The organism is Streptococcus sp. 1643 (genome assembly GCF_006228325.1).
GTDB lineage: Bacteria > Bacillota > Bacilli > Lactobacillales > Streptococcaceae > Streptococcus.
In genome coordinates, this window is record NZ_CP040231.1 from 1,652,576 (window position 1) to 1,674,201 (window position 21,626).

The window sequence follows — 21,626 nt, forward strand, 5'->3', positions numbered from 1 at the left end:
TCTTCCCTTTCTATTCTAAGTGAACTGCTTATTCTTGTTCAGCAGCTTCTTCTGTTGCTTCCGCTTTTGTTGCTTTCTCTGCTTCTTCAGCTTCAAAGGCTGCTTTAGCCTCTTGGGCTGCTTTTTCGCGGGCTTTTTCAAGGTCATCTACGTGGATGACATCTTCATCCATTCCTTCATCCAAGTCGCGAAGTTCCACTTCTTGGTCATCTTCGTCAAGGACACGCATATCAAGACCAAGAGATTGCAATTCTTTCACAAGAACTCGGAAGGATTCTGGAACACCTGGTTTTGGAATTGGTTTTCCTTTTGTAATAGCTTCATAAGCTTTCAAACGTCCGTTGATATCGTCAGACTTGTAAGTCAAGATTTCTTGGAGGACATTTGATGCACCGTAGGCTTCAAGAGCCCAAACTTCCATCTCACCGAAACGTTGTCCACCAAACTGAGCTTTACCTCCGAGTGGTTGTTGGGTAACGGTTGAGTATGGTCCGACTGAACGCGCGTGCAATTTATCATCAACCATGTGGTGGAGTTTGATCATGTACATGACACCAACTGATACACGGTTGTCAAACGGCTCACCTGTACGTCCATCGTAAAGGATTGTTTTGGCATCGCTATCCATACCTGCTTCTTTAACAGTGTCCCAAAGGTCTTCAGAACTTGCTCCGTCAAAGACTGGTGTTGCGATGTGGATACCAAGAGTACGGGCTGCCATACCAAGGTGGAGTTCCATAACCTGACCGATATTCATACGTGATGGTACCCCAAGTGGGTTCAACATGATATCGACTGGAGTTCCATCTGGCAAGTATGGCATGTCTTCTACAGGAACGATACGAGAGACAACCCCTTTGTTTCCGTGACGTCCGGCCATCTTATCTCCGACCTTGATCTTACGTTTTTGAGCGATGTAGACGCGAACCAGCATGTTAACGCCAGATTGCAATTCATCACCGTTTGCACGTGTAAAGATCTTAACATCACGAACGACACCATCGGCACCGTGAGGTACACGGAGAGAAGTGTCACGCACTTCACGAGACTTGTCTCCGAAGATAGCGTGCAAGAGACGTTCTTCAGCTGAAAGGTCTTTTTCACCCTTAGGTGTTACTTTACCTACAAGAATATCGCCTTCTTTAACCTCAGCACCGATACGGATAATGCCCATTTCGTCAAGGTCTTTAAGAGCATCTTCACCAACGTTTGGAATTTCACGAGTAATTTCTTCAGGCCCAAGCTTTGTATCGCGGGTTTCTGATTCGTATTCTTCGAGGTGGATAGATGTGTAGACATCGTCTTTGACCAAGCGTTCGCTCATGATAACAGCATCCTCGAAGTTGTAACCTTCCCATGTCATGTAGGCAACGATTGGGTTTTGTCCAAGCGCCATTTCCCCTTTTTCCATAGAAGGTCCGTCAGCGATAAAATCGCCTTTTTCAACGACATCGCCAACTTTAACGAGAGTGCGTTGGTTGTAGGCAGTACCTGAGTTTGAACGACGGAATTTTTGGATGTGGTAAACATCTAGCGAACCATCTTCACGGCGAACTTCTACCTTATCAGCATCTGCATATGTAACTTTACCATCATACTGAGCAATAACAGCAGCACCAGAGTCATGAGCTGCTTGGTATTCCATACCAGTACCAACGTAAGGTGCTTTGGGGTCAATCAAAGGCACAGCCTGACGTTGCATGTTGGCACCCATGAGGGCACGGTTGGAGTCATCGTTTTCCAAGAAAGGAATACATGCTGTCGCAACGGCAACTACCTGTTTTGGTGACACATCCATGTAATCAACGACTTCTGCTGGGTACTCCTGGTTGACCCCTTGGTGACGTCCCATGACAACTTTCTCAGCAAAAGTACCGTCTTCGTTGAGGCGAGAGTTAGCCTGCGCTACAGTAAATTCATCTTCTTCATCGGCTGTCAACCAAACGATTTCGTTTGTGACTACACCTGTTTCACGGTCAACCTTACGGTATGGTGTTTGAACAAATCCATACTTGTTTAAGTGACCATATGATGACAAGTTATTAATCAAACCGATGTTAGGTCCTTCAGGTGTTTCGATTGGACACATACGACCATAGTGAGTGTAGTGCACGTCACGAACTTCATATCCAGCACGGTCACGAGTCAAACCACCAGGTCCCAAGGCTGACAAACGGCGTTTGTGAGACAACTCAGAAAGCGGGTTGTGTTGGTCCATGAACTGTGACAACTGTGATGAACCAAAGAATTCTTTAACCGCAGCTGTTACAGGACGGATATTGATGATTTGTTGTGGTGTCAAGACTTCATTGTCTTGAACAGACATACGTTCACGAACATTACGTTCCATACGAGAAAGCCCAAGACGTACTTGGTTGGCAAGCAATTCACCAACTGCACGGATACGACGGTTCCCAAGGTGGTCGATATCATCCACACGGCCGATACCTTCCGCCAAGTTGAGGAAGTAGCTCATTTCAGCAAGGATATCCGCAGGAGTTACAACACGAACCTTGTCGTCTGGATTAGCATTTCCGATGATGGTTACAACACGGTCTGGGTCCGTTGGGGCAACAACCTTGAATTTTTGAAGGACAACTGGTTCTGTCAGAACAGCTGCATCGTTTGGAATATAAACGATTTTGTTCAAGTCGCCATCCAAATGACTCTCGATACTTTCGATCACACTGCGAGTCATAACGGTACCAGCTTCTACCAAGATTTCACCAGTTTCAGGGTCTACCAATGGCTCAGCGATAGTTTGGTTGAGCAAGCGTGTTTTAACGTTGAGTTTTTTATTGATCTTGTAACGACCAACTGCTGCCAAATCGTAGCGACGTGGATCAAAGAAACGCGCTACAAGCAAGCTACGTGAGCTCTCAGCAGTCTTAGGCTCACCTGGACGAAGGCGTTCGTAGATTTCTTTCAAGGCTTCGTCTGTACGAGAGTCCATTGGGTTTTTGTGGATATCTTTTTCAACAGTATTGCGAACCAATTCGCTATCACCAAAGATATCAAAGATTTCATCATCACCTGAGAAACCAAGCGCACGAACCAAGGTCGTAAATGGAATCTTACGAGTACGGTCGATACGAGTATAAGCGATGTCTTTTGAGTCGCTTTCAAGTTCCAACCAAGCTCCACGGTTAGGAATAACAGTTGATCCGTAACCCACTTTGCCGTTCTTGTCTACTTTGTCATTAAAGTAAACACCTGGTGAGCGGACCAACTGAGAAACGATAATACGTTCACCACCATTGATGATGAAAGTACCCATTTCGGTCATGATTGGGAAATCACCAAAGAAGACTTCTTGGGTCTTGATTTCGCCTGTTTCTTTATTGATCAAGCGGAAGGTTACAAAAATTGGTGCTGAGTAGCTAGCATCGTGGATACGAGCTTCTTCGAGCGTGTATTTTGGTTCCTTGATTTCATAGCCAACAAATTCCAACTCCATTGTGTCTGTGAAGTTTGAAATTGGCAATACATCTTCAAATACTTCCTTAAGACCGTGATCTAGGAAATCTTTGAATGAATCCGTTTGAATTTCAATCAAATTTGGTAAGTCAAGAACTTCTTTGATTCTTGAAAAACTACGACGGGTACGATGTTTCCCGTATTGAACGTCATGTCCTGCCAAGATGATTCTCCTTTGTAAATAAATTCCAAGCCTTGTCAATCAGGCTTTTCTAATCGTCATATGGTTTTTAAAACCCCTATCACCGTGTCCCTTTGATGAATTTTCAGAATCTTTAAATCTTTGTTACAAGCACTCAAAAACCTGAAAAAAAGCACAAAAAGAGCAGCTAAATCTGACTTTTTCAGAAGATTTAACTGCTGTGAGCCTTGTCTGGACAATATTTCAGACAAAACCTACGACAAATGATTATTTACATTATACCTTATTTAGCTAGATTTTTCAAGGTTTTTTACTATTTTTTAAACAATCTTCTCCTATATATTATTTTAAAATTTCAAGAGAATGAAGCATTCTATTTTCTCTCAAAAATTAGGAAAACGCTTGCACTAATGTTTACCTCGTGCTATACTGATAGGAAACAACTACACAAGGAGAATTGTGATAAAAAAATCCTATCTCAAACTGAGAAAAAATGATTTACGGTATTCGTTCCTTAAAAAATGGAACAGGATCTGTCCTTATCGGTGCTAGCGTTGTCCTGCTTTCAGCTACAATGCCAACCATTTCGGCTAACGAAAACCTCCCTCAAGTTCAGGAAAATACTAGCGCTGTGGCCAAGGACCCTACTGAGACTGAAACGAGTCAAACTCAAAAGGAAACGCCTATTTCTGAACAAAAGAATGCAAGCGCTTCCCTTGATTCTAAAAAGGAAGCTCCAGCTGCGGAAACTACTACAGCGCCAGAAACACCTAAAACAGAAGATGCTACTACAAGCCAGGCTGACAGCAAGGAAGAGAAAGTAAATGCCAGCACTTCGACGCCAACTTCAGATCAAAAACCACAAGCTGATACATCCTCTGAAGAACCCATCGCAGATAACCACTTCCGCATCCATGTAAAAAAACTCCCTGAAGAAAACAAAGATTCTCAAGGTCTTTGGACTTGGGACGATGTTGAAAAACCGTCTGAAAACTGGCCCAATGGAGCCAAGTCCTTTAAGGATGCCAAGCAAGATGACTACGGCTATTATCTAGATATCAAACTCAAAAATGAGCAAGCCAAGAAAGTCAGCTTCCTCATCAACAATACCAAAGGGGATAACCTGACGGGAGACCGTTCGGTAGAGCGCCTCTCTCCAAAAATGAATGAGGCCTGGCTAGATGAAAACTACAAGGTATACAACTACCGCCCTCAACCAGCAGGAACTATTCGTGTCAACTACTACCGCACCGATGGCAACTATGACAAAAAATCTCTCTGGTATTGGGGCGATGTTAAAAACCCAAGCAGTGGAGAATGGCCTGACGGTACTGACTTTACCGCAACTGGAAAATATGGACGCTACATTGATATCCCACTCAATGAAGCTGCAAGAGAATTTGGATTTTTATTACTAGACGAAAGCAAGAAAGGCGATGATGTGAAAATCAGAAAAGAAGATTATAAATTCACTGATCTAAAAAATCACAGTCAGATTTTCCTCAAAGATGATGACGAAACCATCTACACTAACCCCTACTATGTGCACGATATCCGCATGACTGGTGCCCAACACGTGGCTAAATCTCGTATCGAAAGCAGTTTTTCTACCCTCGTTGGAGCTAAGAAAGACGATATCCTCAAACACTCCAGCATCACTGATTACCAAGGGAATAAAGTAGCTATCACAGACGTGGAAGTGGATGAGGCAGGTAAAAAAGTGACCTACATCGGCGACTTCTCTGACACTCAACACCCGTACACTGTCAGCTACAATTCAGACAGCTTTACCACACGTTCAAGCTGGCGCCTCAAGGATGAGTCCTACAGTTACGATGGTCCACTCGGCGCAACTCTAAAAGAAGATGGCAAGCGTGTTGACCTCACCCTCTGGTCTCCAAGTGCTGATAAGGTTTCCGTTGTTGTCTATGACAAGAAAGACCCTGAAAAGGTAGTTGGAACTGTCGCCCTTGAAAAAGGAGAAAAAGGAACCTGGAAACAAACTCTGGATGCAAACTCTGGTCTCGGTATCAGCAACTACACTGGCTATTACTACCACTACCAGATCGAGCGCCAAGGTAAAACTGTCCTCGTTCTTGACCCTTATGCCAAATCATTAGCGGCTTGGAACAGTGACCTAGCAAAAACAGATGCCGCTCATAAGGTCGCTAAAGCTGCCTTTGTCGATCCAGCGAAGTTAGGTCCGCAAGACTTGACCTATGGAAAGATTCGTAACTTCAAATCGCGTGAAGATGCCGTTATCTACGAAGCTCATGTACGTGACTTCACTTCGGATCCTGCCATCGCAAAAGACTTGACCAAACCATTTGGTACCTTTGAAGCCTTTATCGAAAAACTAGACTATCTTAAAGACTTGGGTGTGACTCATATCCAACTCCTTCCTGTCTTGTCCTACTACTTTGTCAATGAATTGAAGAACCAAGAACGTTTGTCTGCCTACGCTTCAAGCAACAGCAACTATAACTGGGGATATGACCCTCAAAACTACTTCTCCTTGACTGGTATGTACTCAAGCGATCCTAAGGATCCAGAAAAACGTATTGCCGAATTCAAAAACCTCATCAACGAAATCCACAAACGTGGCATGGGTGCTATCCTGGACGTGGTCTACAACCATACTGCCAATGTTGATATTTTTGAGGATATTGAGCCAAACTACTACCACTTTATGAACGCAGACGGAACTCCACGTACTAGCTTCGGAGGCGGCCGTTTGGGAACTACCCACTACATGTCTAAACGTGTCTTGGTAGACTCTATCAAGTATCTGGTTGAAACCTACAAAGTAGATGGTTTCCGCTTTGATATGATGGGTGACCACGATGCGGCTTCTATCGAAGAAGCGTACAAAGCTGCACGCGCCCTCAATCCAAATCTTATCATGCTAGGCGAAGGTTGGAGAACCTATGCTGGTGATGAAAATACGCCTGTACAACCTGCCGACCAAGATTGGATGAAGAAAACAGATACTGTCGCTGTCTTTTCAGACGACATCCGCAACAACCTCAAGTCTGGCTATCCAAACGAAGGTCAACCTGCCTTTATCACAGGTGGCAAACGCGATATCAATACCATCTTTAAAAATCTCATTGCCCAACCAACCAACTTTGAAGCAGACAACCCTGGAGATGTTATCCAGTATATCGCAGCCCATGATAACTTGACCCTCTTTGACATTATTGCTCAGTCGATCAAAAAAGACCCAAGCAAGGCTGAAAACTACGCTGAGATCCATCGTCGTTTGCGACTTGGAAACCTCATGGTCTTGACCGCTCAAGGAACTCCGTTTATCCACTCTGGTCAGGAATACGGACGTACCAAACAATTCCTTGATCCAGCCTATAAGAATCCTGTCTCAGAGGATAAGGTTCCAAACAAGTCTCACTTGTTGCGCGACAAGGACGGCAAGCCATTTGTCTATCCTTACTTTATCCATGACTCTTACGACTCTAGCGATGCTGTCAACAAGTTTGATTGGACCAAAGCAACTGATGGCAAAGCATATCCTGAAAATGTCAAGAGCCGTGACTACATGAAAGGATTGATCGCTCTTCGTCAATCTACAGACGCTTTCCGACTCAAGAGTCTGCAAGATATCAAGGAGCGCGTCCAACTCATTACTGTCCCAGGACAAAATGGCGTTGAAAAAGAAGATGTGACCATCGGCTACCAAATCACTGCTCCAAACGGTGATGTCTACGCTGTCTTTGTCAATGCGGATGATAAGGCTCGTGAATTTACTCTAGGAACTGCATTTGCTCACTTGAGAAAGGCTGAAGTCCTGGCAGATGAAAATCAAGCCGGACCAGTAGGAATCGCTAAACCTCAAGGTCTCGAATGGACTGAAAAAGGCTTGAAATTGAACGCTCTCACTGCCGTTGTTCTCCGCTTGTCTCAAGGTGGTGCTATTGTCGCCCCAGCCGTGGAAGAAAAACCAGAATTTGATCTTTCTAGCTTGGAAGTTGAATCAGAACAAGACCTAGCCCAAAACCTAGTAGCAAATCCTGACTCTCAAGAAACTGCTACAGAGACTCTTTCTCAGAAAGTCCTTCCAAACACAGGTACTGAGAACAAATCCCTTCTTGCCCTTGCTGGATTCAGCATCCTTGCCCTTCTCGGACTTGGATGGTTGATAAAAAACAAGAAAAAGAAATAACACTCAATGAAAATCAAAGGGTAAACTAGGAAGCTAGCCGCAGGCTGCTCAAAACACTGGTTTGAGGTCGTGGATAGAACTGATTGAGTCAGCGTCATATACCTACGGCAAGGCGAAGCTGACGAGGTTTAAAGAGATTTTCGAAGAGTATAAACTAGCCCTCCTATAGAAAAACACCCCATGATTAGAAGAATCTTCTAGTCATGGGGTGTTGTTTTTATTTTTTATCTATAAAATCAATCATTCGGTACAAACCACAAGCCCTTATTATTTTTTTCTAAATAGTCTTTAAATTCTTTTGAATGGTAAGCATCTCTGATTGCCTTTGCCCAGTCACTATCTTTATTTTTCTCTTTAACGACCACTTGTAAAATCAAATGTTCCAAGATATCCTCTTGCAACAGAGCTGTTGAAGCATCAATTCCTGCACTGTAAACAATACTTCCTGTTATAACTGCGAAATCAAAATCATCCAAAGATCTAGGGATATTAGCTGAATCCATTTCCGTAATCTCAAGTTGATAAGGATTTTCAACAATGTCGTCTTTCGTCAATTTCGAAACAGATGCATTTGGATCTAGTTTTAGCCAATCTGCTTTTTCAAGTAACTTGTAAGCACGAGCTGTATTTGAAGCATCGCTTGGAATGGCAATTTTTGCTCCTTTAGTGATAGCTTTTAAATCTTTATTCTTAGATGAGAAAATACCTGCTGGAATTGTTGGAATTTTACTAATAGCAACAAGATCTCCATTTTGCGTTTTATTGAAATTTTCCATATAAGCAGTATGTTGTTCAACATTGACATCAATCTCACCTTCATTTAGAGCTGTATCATTCTGTAGTAAGTCTGAAAATTCCACTACCTTAAATTGATACCCTTCCTTTTCTAAGATGGGAATAATAGCATCTTCAAATAAAACTGTATAAGGACCTGCAGCCTTCCCATACTTGATAACTTTCTTATCAGAGGATTGTTCTTTTGCAGATTCTGTACTTCCACCATTTGTTGAACAGGCTACTAAAAACAGTAGTCCTACTAAAAATAGAATCACACTTGTTAGTTTTTTCATTGATTTTTTCTTTCCTTCTATCTAAATTTATGAGATAAATAATTTCCAATTGCTTGAATCAGTTGAACAATCACAATTAAAATCACGACAGTAGCAAACATCAGGGGTGTATTAAAGCGTTGGTAACCGTAAGTTAAGGCCAAATCTCCAACTCCCCCTCCTCCAATCGTACCTGCCATAGCCGTCGCGCCAAGCAAACCTATTGTTCCTGTTGTCAAAGCTAAAATAAGCGAAGCTTTTGCCTCTGGTAATAGAAAATGCCAGATAATCTGCAATGTACTGGCTCCCATTGCCTGAGCTGCCTCCAATACACTAGATTTCACTTCCAATAAAGAAGCCTCTATTAAGCGAGCTAAGTAGGGTGCAATATACAAAACCAAGGGAACAATAGCTGCAGTAGTTCCAATCCGAGTCCCCACAACAATTTTTGTTATTGGTGCTATAAACACCAATAGAATAACAAATGGAACTGAACGAACGATATTTACAATACCATTGATAATCCAAAATACAACTAAATTTTCCTTTAGGCCACCTTTTCTACATAAAGTCATTGCTAATCCCAAGGGAATCGCCAGTAACATTCCAAAAAATAAGGACCAACCAATCATATATATGGTCTGATTCGCTGATTCAACTAATTTATCACTACTAATTTGTAACCAATCCTTCACCATACTCAACCCTCTCTATTGAAACTTGATTTTTACGAACATACTCCTCAACCTCTTTGAGTAAATTTTCTTCTCCTTCAATTTGGATAAACAAAATTCCTAAAACAGTTTCCCCTACTTCATTTACAGAAGCAGATAAAATCCGAGTCGAAACCTTATATTCTTTATTGATTCTTGATAGAAGATCCTGTTCTGAATTCTCACCTAAAAAAGTCAATCTATAGATAGGAAATCGTTGATCAAGTCTTTTTAAAATACTTCGTGGAATATTGTGATTCACAATGGTATGAATAAAACTTCTTGTCAAGTCATTTTTTGGAGAAGTAAACAAATCTACAACACTACCTTGTTCTACGATTTCCCCATGTTCCATGACAGCCATTTTATTGCAAATTTCCTTTACAACTTCCATTTCATGAGTAATCAACAAGATCGTAATCCCAAAGTTTTGATTGATTTTTTTTAATAATTTCAAGATAGATTGTGTTGTTTTGGGATCTAAAGCGCTTGTCGCCTCATCACAGAGTAGAATCTCTGGATTTGTGGCTAAAGCCCTAGCGATACCTACACGTTGTTTTTGTCCTCCTGACAATTTATTTACTGGAACATCCTTTTTATCCTTTAAGTCCACAAAATCAAGTAGTTCTTCTACTCTTTGAGCGATATCACTCTTATTCTTTCTTAACAATACCAAAGGAAGTGCAATATTTTGAAATACTGTTCTTGTTTCTAACAAACTAAACTGTTGAAACACCATTCCAATTTTTTTCCGAAGTTGATTGAGTTCATTTTCTGTCAAATCTTTGATTAACTTACCTGCGACAATAACATCGCCCTCATTCGGCTTCTCTAATCCATTTACCATTCTTAGCAATGTCGACTTCCCAGCACCTGAATAACCAATAATTCCAAAGATATCACCCTTTTCAATTTTTAGGGAAACTTTATCTAAGGCAGTAACCGTGTGCTGTTTGGTTTGAAACTGTTTCGTAACGTCTCTTAATTCAATCATTTACTCCCCTTTCTCAACAAGTTTCTCTAAATATTCTTTCCCAATTCTTGCTAGCAAGTTCGAAGTGGCAAGAAGAGCTCCTGGATTCACTTGAAACTCTGGATGATGTAAAGGATAAGATTCGCCTGTTCCTACCAGAATAAACATTCCTTTAATCTTTTGTTGATAGAAGGCAAAATCCTCTCCACCTAAACTATCTGCCGGCTGGACAACTTCCAATCCACTTTTTTGAGCAATTTCTGTGGCAAACTCAGCTAATTTTCCGTCATTCTTGGTTGCCGGAGGTCCTGCAATCCAATTAATCTCCGATTTTAGATTAAAGGCTTGTGCAATATTTTCTGTTAGTTCATAAATCCTCTTTTTAATAAATTTCCTATCCACCATATCTAAAGTCCTTACAGTCCCTTCAACAAAAGTATCTTCTGGTATCACATTCCAAGTTGCTCCAGCTTTTATATGAGTTACACTAATTAAGTTTGTTGAAAAAGGATTGACATTTCTACTGATGATTGACTGTAGAGCTGTCACTAATTGGGTTGTCCCAATGATGGGATCAATTCCCTGATCCGGGTGAGCTGCATGAGTTCCCACTCCTCGTAGAGTGATTTGAAAACGATCCACGGCTGCTGTAACACTACCTGCTTTAATAGCAACAGTTCCTACAGGCAAAGAGGGATTGACATGTAAACCAAATATAGCATCGACATCATCCAAAACGCCCGCTTCCATCACATGAACAGCTCCTGAAAAAATTTCCTCAGCTGGTTGAAAAATAATTTTTATAGTACCTTTTAAGTCTTTTCTTAGCGCATGCAACTGGAGTGTTGCTCCATATACAGAAGTTAGATGAAAATCATGACCACATGCATGCATCACATTTGAATGGGTAGAACGATAGTCTAGAGATGTGTTTTCTTGGATAGGAAGGGCATCAATATCTGTTCTGATGGCAATTGTTGGCCCACTCTTATTACCTCTAATAATTGCTACTAGGCCCGTTCTTAAGGGTAAATCTAGAATCTCAATGCCAGTTTTTTCTAATAACTGTCTTACTCGTTTCGTTGTCTCGAATTCTTCAAATGACAATTCAGGGTGACTATGAAACCATTTAAATTCTTCTTCTAAATGAGATTGACTAATACTCATTTTAATCTCCTCCATTCCTTCCATCTGGAATGAAACCATCTTACCACTCCTTTTCCCCTTTTCCCAATATATATTGACTATCAACTCGATTGGAAATTTTTATATCTGTAAAGAAAAAAATCCCTGAAAAGCTTGATGTTACTAGCCTTTCAAAGATTCACTTTATTTTCATCTATTTTTCAAAAAGGAGTTGATATAGATTTTCTATCAAGCCGATTGAATTTTTTTATAACTCCTCTTTCATGGCAAAGTAAGCACGTACTTTGGGCGCCACTTGCGTGCCAAAGAGCTCAATAGCTCTCAAAACTTGATCATGTGGCATAGAACCAAGCGGTAGATGGAGCATGAAACGGTCCAAGTCTAAATCCTCAATCATGCGAATCAATTTTTCTGCCACCTGGTCTGGATTTCCCACAAACATGGCTCCATTTGGACCAACTTGCTCCAAATATTGCTCATAGGTCAACTCCTGCCAGTGTGGACGGTCCTTGGAAATCGCATCCACCACTTGCTTGGTCGGATGGAAATAATCTTTGACAGCCTGCTCGCCATCTTCAGCAATCCAGCCCCAAGAATGAGCGCCCACTTTCAGGTCTTTATCCGCATAACCAGCCTTCCTTCCAATCTCACGATAAGCTTGAATCAGCTTTTTAAAATAATGCGGATTGCCACCGATAATGGCATAGACAATCGGCAACCCCGCCTGAGCAATCTTCACTGTTGATTCGACATGACCACCTGTCGCCACCCACAATGGCAATTTGTCCTGAACTGGACGAGGATAAACATCTTTTCCAGCAATGCTTTGGGTCAATTGCCCCTGCCAATTCACTTTGGTGCTTTCATTTGCCAGCTGAAGCAGGTCTAACTTTTCATCAAAGAGAGCTTCATAGTCTTTCAAGTCATAGCCAAACAGAGGGAAGGATTCGGTAAATGAACCACGCCCAGCCATAATCTCCGCACGGCCATTTGACAAGGCATCGATGGTGGCATATTGTTGGAACAAGCGAATCGGATCCATACTCGAGAGAATGCTGACTGCACTAGTCAAACGAATCTTCTTGGTATTGACTGCCCCAGCTGCAAGAACAATCTCTGGCGCCGATACCGCAAAGTCCTCCCGATGATGCTCCCCAATCCCGTACACACCCAAACCAACCTTATCAGCCAGCTCAATTTCTGCCACCAACTGACGAATGCGTTCATCATGACTGTAAATCTGCCCAGTCGCTTCCAGAGCTGTTGTTTCACCAAATGTTGAAATTCCTAATTCCACCATCCTGTTTCCTCGCTATCTCTTTTAGTTTTAGGGTATTTTATCACTAATTAGTTTTATTTTCAATAAATTTGCTCATTAGAAAAAGCCTAGATGAACTAGACTTTCTTAGTTTATTCTACCTGTAGTTTATTGTCTTTCAAAGTTAACTTCGAGTTTTCTGTCAATTCTGTTTGTTCAAAAGTGTAAATCGTCTCACCCTTTGTATCAATCATGTACCAGACTTGGTCTTTACGGACAACCAGGGCAAGCTCCGTACTATTTGTGTCCTCATTTTTGACAGACAATGGAAAGGCCTTGTCCACACCTTCCAGAGCTACTTTATTCCCTGTTTTTAATTCTACTAGGTAGTGTACTCCATCCTTGGTACCAAAACTGTAGTCCGCATTAATCTTTGTGTGGCTATCGTAGTCTTTCATTTGAATGGAAATTCTATCTATACCTTCAAATGCTTTTTTAAAGTGTTCTTTCTGCTCTTCAGCTTTCTTTTGATCTTGAGACTGAACCGTCTCTTGCACCGCAGCAATCCGTTCCAGGTTTTGCTTTTTCGCTTGTCTCTGCTGATGGATCAAGATTGTACGTATCAAGAAAGAACTAGACAAGACGATACCAATCAGCATAGCAATAATATTTTTTTTCTTCTTCATTTTCTTCTCCTTATAAAAAATTAGAGCCGAGCAAAAATACTCCTCACCCAAGTATACCAAGAGAGAGCAAAAAAGTCTAGATGAACTAGACTTTCTTAGCTTATTCTACTGTTACTGACTTAGCAAGGTTACGTGGTTTGTCCACATCGAGTCCACGGTGTAGAGTTGCAAAGTAAGCGACCAATTGCGTTGGTACGACCATTGAGATTGGTGAAAGGTATGGGTGTACAGTCGTAAGGACGATATCGTCTGTGTCTTTAGCAACATTTTCCTCTGCGATAGTGAGAACCTTGGCACCACGGGCTGCGACCTCTTGGATATTTCCACGAGTGTGGTTAGCAAGGACTGGATCTGACAAGAGGGCCAAGACAGGCGTTCCTTCTTCAATCAAGGCAATGGTTCCATGCTTGAGTTCTCCTGCCGCAAAACCTTCACACTGGATGTAAGAAATCTCTTTGAGCTTAAGACTGGCCTCCATGGCTACGTAGTAGTCTTGACCACGTCCAATGTAAAAGGCATTGCGAGTGGTTTCAAGAAGGTCACGAACCTTGGCATCAATGGTTTCTTTTTCTGAAAGGGTTGATTCGATAGACTGAGCTACGATTGACAACTCATGAACCAGGTCAAAGGCTTGCGCTTTGGCATTCCCGTTTGCTTCTCCGACTGCTTTTGCAAGGAAGGCAAGTGCTGCAATTTGTGCTGTATAGGCCTTGGTTGATGCCACAGCAATTTCAGGGCCCGCGTGAAGAAGCATAGTATGGTTGGCTTCACGAGAAAGAGTTGAACCTGGTACGTTTGTCACTGTCAAGCTTGGAATGCCCATTTCATTAGCCTTGACTAAAACCTGACGGCTGTCAGCTGTTTCACCAGACTGGCTGATAAAGATAAAGAGTGGTTTCTTGCCGAGAAGTGGCATACCGTAGCCCCACTCAGATGAAATTCCAAGTTCAACTGGTGTATCTGTCAACTCTTCCAGCATCTTCTTAGAAGCAAATCCTGCATGGTAAGATGTTCCAGCTGCAAGGATGTAGATGCGGTCTGCATCTTGAACAGCCTTGATGATAGCTGGATCTACCACAACTTGACCAGCCTCATCTGTGTAGGCTTGGATGAGTTTACGCATAACCGTTGGTTGCTCGTCGATTTCCTTGAGCATGTAGTAAGGATAAGTCCCCTTACCGATATCTGACAAGTCTAGCTCCGCAGTATAGCTAGCACGTTCACGGCGATTGCCATCATAGTCTTGAACTTCGACACTATCAGCCTTGACGATTACCAACTCTTGGTCATGAATTTCCATGTATTGGTTGGTCTCACGAATCATGGCCATAGCATCGGAGCAGACCATGTTATAGCCTTCTCCAAGACCAATCAAAAGTGGAGATTTGTTCTTAGCGACATAGATGATATCTGGATTTTCAGAGTCAATCAAGGCAAAGGCATAAGAACCACGGATGATGTGAAGAGCTTTTTTGAAGGCTTCAAGAACTGAGAGACCTTCTTCTGCAAATTTCCCAATCAAGTGAACAGCGATTTCCGTATCGGTTTGCCCCTTGAAGTGGTGACCTGCAAGGTATTCTTCCTTGATTTCAAGGTAGTTTTCAATCACTCCATTGTGCACCAAGACAAAACGTCCTGTCTCAGAGCGGTGTGGGTGAGCATTATCTTCCGTTGGTTTCCCGTGAGTCGCCCAACGAGTATGTCCAATACCTGTTGTTCCCTCAACACCAGCTGTCTTGGCAGATAATTCTGCGATACGACCGACAGCCTTGACTAGATGATTTTCAGCACCACCTAGGACAAAAATTCCCGCAGAATCATAGCCACGGTATTCAAGCTTTTCAAGCCCTTGAATCAAAATATCAGTTGCATTTGTGTTTCCAACAACACCAACAATTCCACACATAGTATATACGACACAGACCAGCTGTGCTTTCTCCTTAAATTGGTATAGTCTGATTCTCACTTTACAGAATCAGCAAAAACAGTATATAATTGTTTTTCTCACTTGTCAAGAATAAAAATTGGTATAGTTTTTCTATCTGGTATTTTATCAAAATTTCACTTGATACCTGACAAGTCAGCGTCAATTACTTATAATAAAAAGAGGAGGTATTTGCCATGTGGTTTTTCTTCGCACTTTTATCAGCTGTCTTTGCAGCCTTAACGTCAATTTTAGCCAAGATTGGGATTGAGGGAGTTCCATCTAATCTAGCAACCGCCATTCGTACAGTCGTCGTCATTCTTATGGCCTGGGCCATGGTTTTCTTGACCAATAGTCAGACCGAAATTGTCAACATCAGTAGAAAAAGTTGGCTCTTTCTCATCTTATCTGGCTTGGCCACTGGCGCCTCCTGGCTCTGCTACTACAAGGCACTACAGATGGGCAATGCGACTGAGGTATCTGCTGTCGATAAATTCAGTCTCGTCATTACCCTCGTTCTAGCCTTTTTCTTCCTACAAGATGTCCTGACGTTTAAAACAATTATTGGCTGTATCCTGATTACGATCGGGACCTTGGTGATGATATTGTAATAGAAAGTGAGATGAACGCCATCTCACTCTTTTTATTCTTAAAATCCATTATGGTCGCTGAGTTCCTTGAACCAATGGCCTGATTTTTTTAGACGACGTTCCTGTGTTTCCAAGTCAAGCTCAACCAAACCGTAACGATTTTTATAGCTGTTGAGCCATGACCAGCAGTCAATAAAGGTCCATATTAAGTATCCTTTACAGTTGGCTCCATCTTCAATCGCACGGTGAAGTTCACGAAGATGCCCCTTTACAAAGTCAATACGGTAATCATCTTGAATCATCCCATCTTGACGGAATTTTTCTTCCCCTTCAACACCCATACCATTCTCTGTCAGCATCCACTCGATATTGCCATAGTTTTCCTTGATGTTTTGGGCAATATGGAAAATCCCTTGCTCGTAGATTTCCCAACCACGGTGTGGATTGATTTTACGTCCTGGCATGACGTAAGGCTCATAGAAATGTTCTGGCAAGAGGGGACTGTCTGGATGTTTAGCAAAACGTGGCGCCATAACGCGCAAAGGTTGGTAGTAGTTGACTCCTAGGAAATCAACTGTATTCTCACGAATGAGTTCTAACTCTTCAACAGTGTACTCTGGCAGCAAATCATGCTCAGACAAGATTTCTACTAATTCTTCTGGATAAGCTCCTAAAACAGACGGATCTAGGAAAGATTGAGCTTGGAAGAGATCGGCAATGCGAGCGGCCTTGACATCTGCGGGGTGCTGACTACGTGGATAGGCCGGTGTCAAGTTGAGGACAATCCCAATCTTGGAATCAGGCAAAACTTCATGACAGGCCTTAACCGCAAGACTACTAGCCAGTTGTGTGTGATAGGCAACCTTAACCGCCGCTTTGGCATCTACCTTGTGAGGATAGTGAGCATCATAGAAATAGCCAAACTCTACAGGAACGATGGGCTCGTTAAAGGTAATCCATTGGTCTACCAAGTCACCGTAAGTCTCAAAACAAAAACGAGCATAGTCTTCATAAGCCTTGACAGTTTCCTTATTTTCCCAACCATCGCCGTCTTCTTGGAGGACAAATGGCAGGTCGAAGTGATAGAGATTGACTAAGAGACGAATCCCCTTGGCCTTAATCGCTTCAAAAACCTGACGGTAGAAAGTCACCCCTTGAGGATTGAATTCTCCACGACCTTGCGGGAAAATACGAGACCACTGAATAGAAGTTCGGAAGGCTGTATGCCCAGTCTCTACCAAAAGCTCAATATCCTTTTTCCAGTTTTCATAGAAGGTAGATGTTTTGTCAGGTCCAATTCCATTGTAATAACGGTTTGGCTCCACCTGATACCAATAATCCCAGAGATTATCTCCCTTACCATCACCAAGAACTCGTCCTTCTGTCTGTGGTCCAGAAGTGGAGGAACCCCAAACAAAATCCTTTGGAAATTTTAGCATTGTTATACCTCTTCATTTACTCATTTTCCCCATTATATAGAAAAAACAAGGTAAAAACTAGTTACATTTTTGCCTTGTTTTTCTTCTGATTATAGTTTTTATTTCTTGCTGAGGATTTCAAGGGTTTCAAGCAAGTTGTCTGCATGAACTTCGATGGTGTCACCAGTCGCCTTAATCTTAACTTCTACGATACCATCAGTCGCTTTCTTCCCAACAGTGATACGGATTGGAAGACCAATCAAGTCGCTATCGCTAAACTTCACTCCGACACGTTCGTTACGGTCATCTGTCAAGACTTCGTAACCAGCCTCCATCAAGTTGGCTTCAAGTTTATCTGTCAAGGCTTGCGCTTCTTCGTCCTTGACATTGACAGTGATCAGGTGCACATCAAATGGCGCCAATTCTTTAGGGAAGTTAACTCCCCAAGCATAACGGTATTCCCCTTTAGGCGTTTTGTTGACAAAGAGGCGAGCGTGTTGCTCCATAACTGCTGAGAGAAGACGGCTAACACCAATACCGTAACATCCCATGATGATTGGCACAGCACGGCCATTTTCATCCAAAACATCTGCACCCATGCTTGCTGAGTAGCGAGTTCCGAGTTTGAAAATATGACCAATCTCAATACCACGGGCGAAGTTAAGAACGCCTTGTCCGTCTGGTGAAATTTCACCCTCACGAACTTCGCGAATATCTACGTATTCTGCAGTAAAGTCACGACCTGGGTTCACACCCGTCAAGTGGTAGCCATCTTCGTTGGCTCCGGCAATAGCATTGCGAACATCTTGTACCTTACGGTCTGCAATGATTTTGACATTTTCTGGCAAACCAACTGGACCAAGCGAACCAAAGCCAGCTTGAACAGCACTTTCCACTTCTTCTTCGCTCGCAACATCAAAGAAATCTGCACCCAAGTGATTTTTCAACTTAACTTCATTAAGTTGGTCATTTCCAACTAGAAGGGCTGCAACAAGTTCTCCATCTGCCATGTAGAAGAGAGTTTTAATCGTTTGCTCTTCTGGCACGTTAAGGAAGGCTGCCACTTCATCAATGGATTTAACACCTGGAGTTTCGACGCGAGTTACTTCTTCTTCCGCAACGACACGGTTACTTGGTTTGTACTCGTTTGTTGCCATTTCTAAGTTAGCTGCATAGCTAGATTCACTTGAGTAGGCAATGGTGTCTTCACCAGAAACCATCCATTTGAGCAATTCTGCCTTGATTTCTTCTTGCACTTCTACAGGAATTTCATCAAATGAGGCAACTGACTTGTCTAAGACAACCCAGCGGTCGAGGTCTGTACGGGCTGGTGTAATGGCCATAAATTCTTGGCTATCCTTACCACCCATAGCGCCACCGTCACCGATGATGGCCTTGAAATCCAAGCCACTACGAGTGAAAATACGTTCGTAGGCCGCCTTGTACTCGTCATAAGTCACATCCAAACTATCGTAATTAGCATGGAAACTATATCCGTCTTTCATGATAAACTCACGCGTACGGAGAAGTCCGTTACGTGGACGTTTTTCATCACGGTATTTCGGTTGGATTTGGTAAAGGTTAAGTGGCAATTGCTTGTAAGATTTCACAGAGTCACGAACAATAGCTGTAAAAGTCTCTTCGTGTGTCGGACCTAGGATAAAGTCTGACTTTTCACGGTTTTTCAGTTTATAAAGGTCTTCACCATAGGTTTCATAACGACCTGATTCGCGCCAGAGATCGGCACTGAGAAGGGCAGGAGCCAACATCTCAACAGCACCAATCTTATCAAACTCTTGGCGCATGATATTCTTAGCCTTTTCAATCACACGGTTAGCGAGTGGTAGGTAAGAATAAACACCAGCAGAAACTTGACGAACATAACCAGCACGCAACATAAGGGCGTGGCTGATAACTTGAGCATCGCTTGGCATTTCGCGAAGCGTTGGGATTAGCATTTTACTTTGTTTCATAATATTCCTCGATTATCTAAAAGAAGAGTCGCATAATGTCATTCCAGGTCACAGCTAGCATCAAAACAACCATGATAACTACACCAGCCATGGTGACATAGGTTTCAATTTCTTGTTTAAGGGGTTTCCGGCGGATAGCCTCTAGGATATTGAGCACAATCTTTCCACCATCCAAAGCCGGGATAGGAATCAAGTTAAAAATCCCGATATTGATGGAAATCATAGCTAGGAAATAGAGGACATTCTCAAGACCATTTTTAGCAGCATCGCTACTTGCCTTAAAAATGGCAACGGGACCACCGAGTTTGTTCAAATCTGGATGGAAAATCAAGTTTTTCAGAGCCGAAAGGATACGGAGCCCTGAGTCAGCAGCAGTTGTAAATCCACCAACAAACATGGATAGAAGGTCTGATTTGACTCCCGGTTGAACCCCAAGAATATAGCGTCCTTGATTTTCTTCTGGAGTCACAGTGACTTGTTTTTCACTACCATTTTCAGAAATGGTCACATCCAAGGTCGGGGCTGTCTTGTCCTTGGTATCTGCTTCCACAGCCTGAGTCAAGTCTTGCCAATTCTTAACCTCATGCGAGCCGACCTTGGTAATTTGAGCGGTCTCAGCTACGCCTACCTTAGACAATGCTCCCTCTGGCATGACATGAAAGAGATTGGTCTGAGTATCTCTAACACCACCCTGCAAAAAGATCAAGATCCAAAAAACAACAACACCTAAGATAAAGTTATTCATAGGACCTGCAAAGTTGGTGATGAGCTTGCCCCAGATAGAAGCATTTTGATACTGTACATCCAAAGGAGCGATGCGCACTTCGGTTCCGTCTTCTTCAACAACTGTTGCATCGTGATCTACTGTAAAAGTCTTTTCTTCTTCCAAGACCAACCCCTTGATAAAGAGCTTGTCTTCAAAGTCAAACTGGGTTGCCTGCATAGGAAGAGCCGTTTGATCCAGTTTCTTCCCTGAGAGGTTGATCCGTTTGACCTTACCATCATCAGCAAGTGTTAAACTGACTGGAGTTCCTGTCTTGATTTCTGTCGCATCATCACCCCAGCCTGCCATACGAACATAGCCTCCTAGAGGAAGGATTCGAATGGTATAAGCAGTGCCATCCTTACCGATATGGGAAAAAATCTTGGGCCCCATACCAATGGCAAATTCACGAACTAGAATGCCTGATTTCTTGGCAAAATAAAAATGTCCAAACTCATGCACCACCACAATAATCCCAAAAACGAGGATAAAGGTTAGCAATCCAATCATTCAATATTCCTTTCTTTAAAACAGGCCGAATAAGTGCATCATTGGAAACACAATCAGCATGCTGTCAAAGCGATCCAATACACCACCATGTCCAGGGATAAATTTTCCAGAATCCTTGACACCGAAATGGCGTTTCATGGCACTCTCAATCAAGTCACCAAACTGACCTGCCACACTGAAGAAGGCAGCAAAGAGACTCATTCTATAAATCCCATAAGGAAGAGCAACTGTGCTGTCCACTAACATGAAAATCACTGTTATCAGTACCGCACCTAGAATACCCCCGACAAAGCCCTCAATACTCTTATTAGGAGAAACTCTCGGAGCCAACCTATGTTTACCAAAATTCATCCCTGTCAGGTAGGCTGCGCTATCTGTCGCCCAAACGATAAAAAGGGCCAAAAGTACCTTGTCAAAACCTGCCACCCGAGCATCTAGTAAGGCATTGAAGCCAAAACCAACATAAAAGCTCACAGCAATTGGGAAAGCGGCATCTTCAATCGTATAGTTTTTACTGAAAACGGTTGTCCCTAGCATTATGGTAATCAGAACACTATAGGCAACTACATTCCCATCAACAGGCAAAAATGTTAGGTAATTTTCCAAAGGAACTGTGAGAGCGAAGGTCGCAAAGAGAGTCAATGCACCCTCAATGGTCATAGTCTTTAGCCCCTTCATGTGCAAGAGTTCATGGACGCCTAACATGGCTAACAAGCCAATCCCTATCTGCAACAAGAGCCCTCCTGCAAACAAGACTGGAAGGAAAATTGCCAGGGCCAATACCGCAAACAATGTTCTCTTTTGTAAATCCTTGGTCATATCTTCTC

At 42.5% G+C, this 21,626-nt stretch carries 13 protein-coding genes and 1 pseudogene; 2 read left to right on the forward strand and 12 right to left on the reverse strand.

The window, feature by feature from the left end; all coding sequences use genetic code 11:
* Positions 1-28: 28 nt before the first annotated feature.
* Positions 29-3,640 carry a DNA-directed RNA polymerase subunit beta gene (gene rpoB, locus FD735_RS08535; protein WP_139658969.1) on the reverse strand — a complete coding sequence of 1,204 codons (3,612 nt, stop codon included), beginning with the start codon at positions 3,638-3,640 and terminating at the stop codon, positions 29-31.
* 389 nt (positions 3,641-4,029) lie between these two features.
* On the opposite strand from rpoB, the pseudogene FD735_RS08540 reads away from it, so the two are divergent.
* Positions 4,030-7,796, forward strand: a pseudogene (locus tag FD735_RS08540) (pullulanase).
* A gap of 236 nt (positions 7,797-8,032) precedes the next feature.
* Here the strand turns inward: FD735_RS08540 and FD735_RS08545 are convergent.
* The 7 genes from FD735_RS08545 to glmS all read right to left on the reverse strand — a co-directional run bounded on the left by FD735_RS08545 (position 8,033) and on the right by glmS (position 15,527).
* Positions 8,033-8,866 (reverse strand): MetQ/NlpA family ABC transporter substrate-binding protein, encoded by an 834-nt coding sequence (locus tag FD735_RS08545; RefSeq protein ID WP_139658971.1) that lies wholly within the window; start codon positions 8,864-8,866, stop codon positions 8,033-8,035.
* Positions 8,867-8,883: 17 nt separating this feature from the next.
* Positions 8,884-9,543, reverse strand: coding sequence for a methionine ABC transporter permease (locus tag FD735_RS08550; RefSeq protein ID WP_125391412.1), 660 nt, complete (start codon positions 9,541-9,543; stop codon positions 8,884-8,886).
* A complete protein-coding gene (locus FD735_RS08555) occupies positions 9,518-10,552 on the reverse strand; it encodes a methionine ABC transporter ATP-binding protein (RefSeq protein ID WP_061428311.1) in 1,035 nt (344 codons plus the stop codon). Before FD735_RS08555 ends, FD735_RS08550 begins: the two co-directional genes overlap by 26 nt.
* Positions 10,553-11,698 carry an amidohydrolase gene (locus FD735_RS08560; protein ID WP_255296282.1) on the reverse strand — a complete coding sequence of 382 codons (1,146 nt, stop codon included), beginning with the start codon at positions 11,696-11,698 and terminating at the stop codon, positions 10,553-10,555. It abuts the gene before it with no gap.
* Positions 11,699-11,924: 226 nt separating this feature from the next.
* A complete protein-coding gene (locus FD735_RS08565) occupies positions 11,925-12,977 on the reverse strand; it encodes an LLM class flavin-dependent oxidoreductase (RefSeq protein ID WP_139658972.1) in 1,053 nt (350 codons plus the stop codon).
* Between the two features lie 110 nt (positions 12,978-13,087).
* Positions 13,088-13,621 (reverse strand): hypothetical protein, encoded by a 534-nt coding sequence (locus FD735_RS08570; RefSeq protein ID WP_125391415.1) that lies wholly within the window; start codon positions 13,619-13,621, stop codon positions 13,088-13,090.
* A 100-nt stretch (positions 13,622-13,721) separates the two neighbouring features.
* Positions 13,722-15,527, reverse strand: a complete 1,806-nt coding sequence (gene glmS, locus FD735_RS08575) for a glutamine--fructose-6-phosphate transaminase (isomerizing) (protein WP_125391451.1) — start codon at positions 15,525-15,527, stop codon at positions 13,722-13,724.
* A gap of 215 nt (positions 15,528-15,742) precedes the next feature.
* Between glmS and FD735_RS08580 the strand changes: the two genes are divergently transcribed.
* Positions 15,743-16,156: an EamA family transporter gene (locus FD735_RS08580; RefSeq protein WP_000264215.1), complete on the forward strand. Its 414-nt coding sequence runs from the start codon at positions 15,743-15,745 to the stop codon at positions 16,154-16,156.
* A 38-nt stretch (positions 16,157-16,194) separates the two neighbouring features.
* On the opposite strand, the gene FD735_RS08585 is transcribed toward FD735_RS08580, so the two are convergent.
* The 4 genes from FD735_RS08585 to FD735_RS08600 form a co-directional block, all read right to left on the reverse strand.
* A complete protein-coding gene (locus tag FD735_RS08585; RefSeq protein ID WP_139658973.1) occupies positions 16,195-17,574 on the reverse strand; it encodes a glycoside hydrolase family 1 protein in 1,380 nt (459 codons plus the stop codon).
* A gap of 98 nt (positions 17,575-17,672) precedes the next feature.
* On the reverse strand, positions 17,673-19,526 hold the full coding sequence (locus tag FD735_RS08590; RefSeq protein ID WP_139658974.1) for a proline--tRNA ligase: 1,854 nt from the start codon (positions 19,524-19,526) through the stop codon (positions 17,673-17,675).
* 16 nt (positions 19,527-19,542) lie between these two features.
* A complete protein-coding gene (gene rseP / locus FD735_RS08595) occupies positions 19,543-20,799 on the reverse strand; it encodes an RIP metalloprotease RseP (RefSeq protein WP_139658975.1) in 1,257 nt (418 codons plus the stop codon).
* 15 nt (positions 20,800-20,814) lie between these two features.
* Complete coding sequence (locus FD735_RS08600; protein ID WP_139658976.1) at positions 20,815-21,618, reverse strand: phosphatidate cytidylyltransferase; 804 nt, start codon at positions 21,616-21,618, stop codon at positions 20,815-20,817.
* Positions 21,619-21,626 lie beyond the last annotated feature (8 nt).

Bases quoted from the DNA above. Each gene is read 5' to 3' on its own strand.
- FD735_RS08545 (WP_139658971.1), bottom strand. From the start codon at position 8,866: ATGAAAAAACTAACAAGTGTGATTCTATTTTTAGTAGGACTACTGTTT.
- FD735_RS08550 (WP_125391412.1), bottom strand. From the start codon at position 9,543: ATGGTGAAGGATTGGTTACAAATTAGTAGTGATAAATTAGTTGAATCA.
- FD735_RS08555 (WP_061428311.1), bottom strand. From the start codon at position 10,552: ATGATTGAATTAAGAGACGTTACGAAACAGTTTCAAACCAAACAGCAC.
- FD735_RS08560 (WP_255296282.1), bottom strand. From the start codon at position 11,698: ATGAGTATTAGTCAATCTCATTTAGAAGAAGAATTTAAATGGTTTCAT.
- FD735_RS08565 (WP_139658972.1), bottom strand. From the start codon at position 12,977: ATGGTGGAATTAGGAATTTCAACATTTGGTGAAACAACAGCTCTGGAA.
- FD735_RS08570 (WP_125391415.1), bottom strand. From the start codon at position 13,621: ATGAAGAAGAAAAAAAATATTATTGCTATGCTGATTGGTATCGTCTTG.
- glmS (WP_125391451.1), bottom strand. From the start codon at position 15,527: ATGTGTGGAATTGTTGGTGTTGTTGGAAACACAAATGCAACTGATATT.
- FD735_RS08580 (WP_000264215.1), top strand. From the start codon at position 15,743: ATGTGGTTTTTCTTCGCACTTTTATCAGCTGTCTTTGCAGCCTTAACG.
- FD735_RS08585 (WP_139658973.1), bottom strand. From the start codon at position 17,574: ATGCTAAAATTTCCAAAGGATTTTGTTTGGGGTTCCTCCACTTCTGGA.
- FD735_RS08590 (WP_139658974.1), bottom strand. From the start codon at position 19,526: ATGAAACAAAGTAAAATGCTAATCCCAACGCTTCGCGAAATGCCAAGC.
- rseP (WP_139658975.1), bottom strand. From the start codon at position 20,799: ATGATTGGATTGCTAACCTTTATCCTCGTTTTTGGGATTATTGTGGTG.
- FD735_RS08600 (WP_139658976.1), bottom strand. From the start codon at position 21,618: ATGACCAAGGATTTACAAAAGAGAACATTGTTTGCGGTATTGGCCCTG.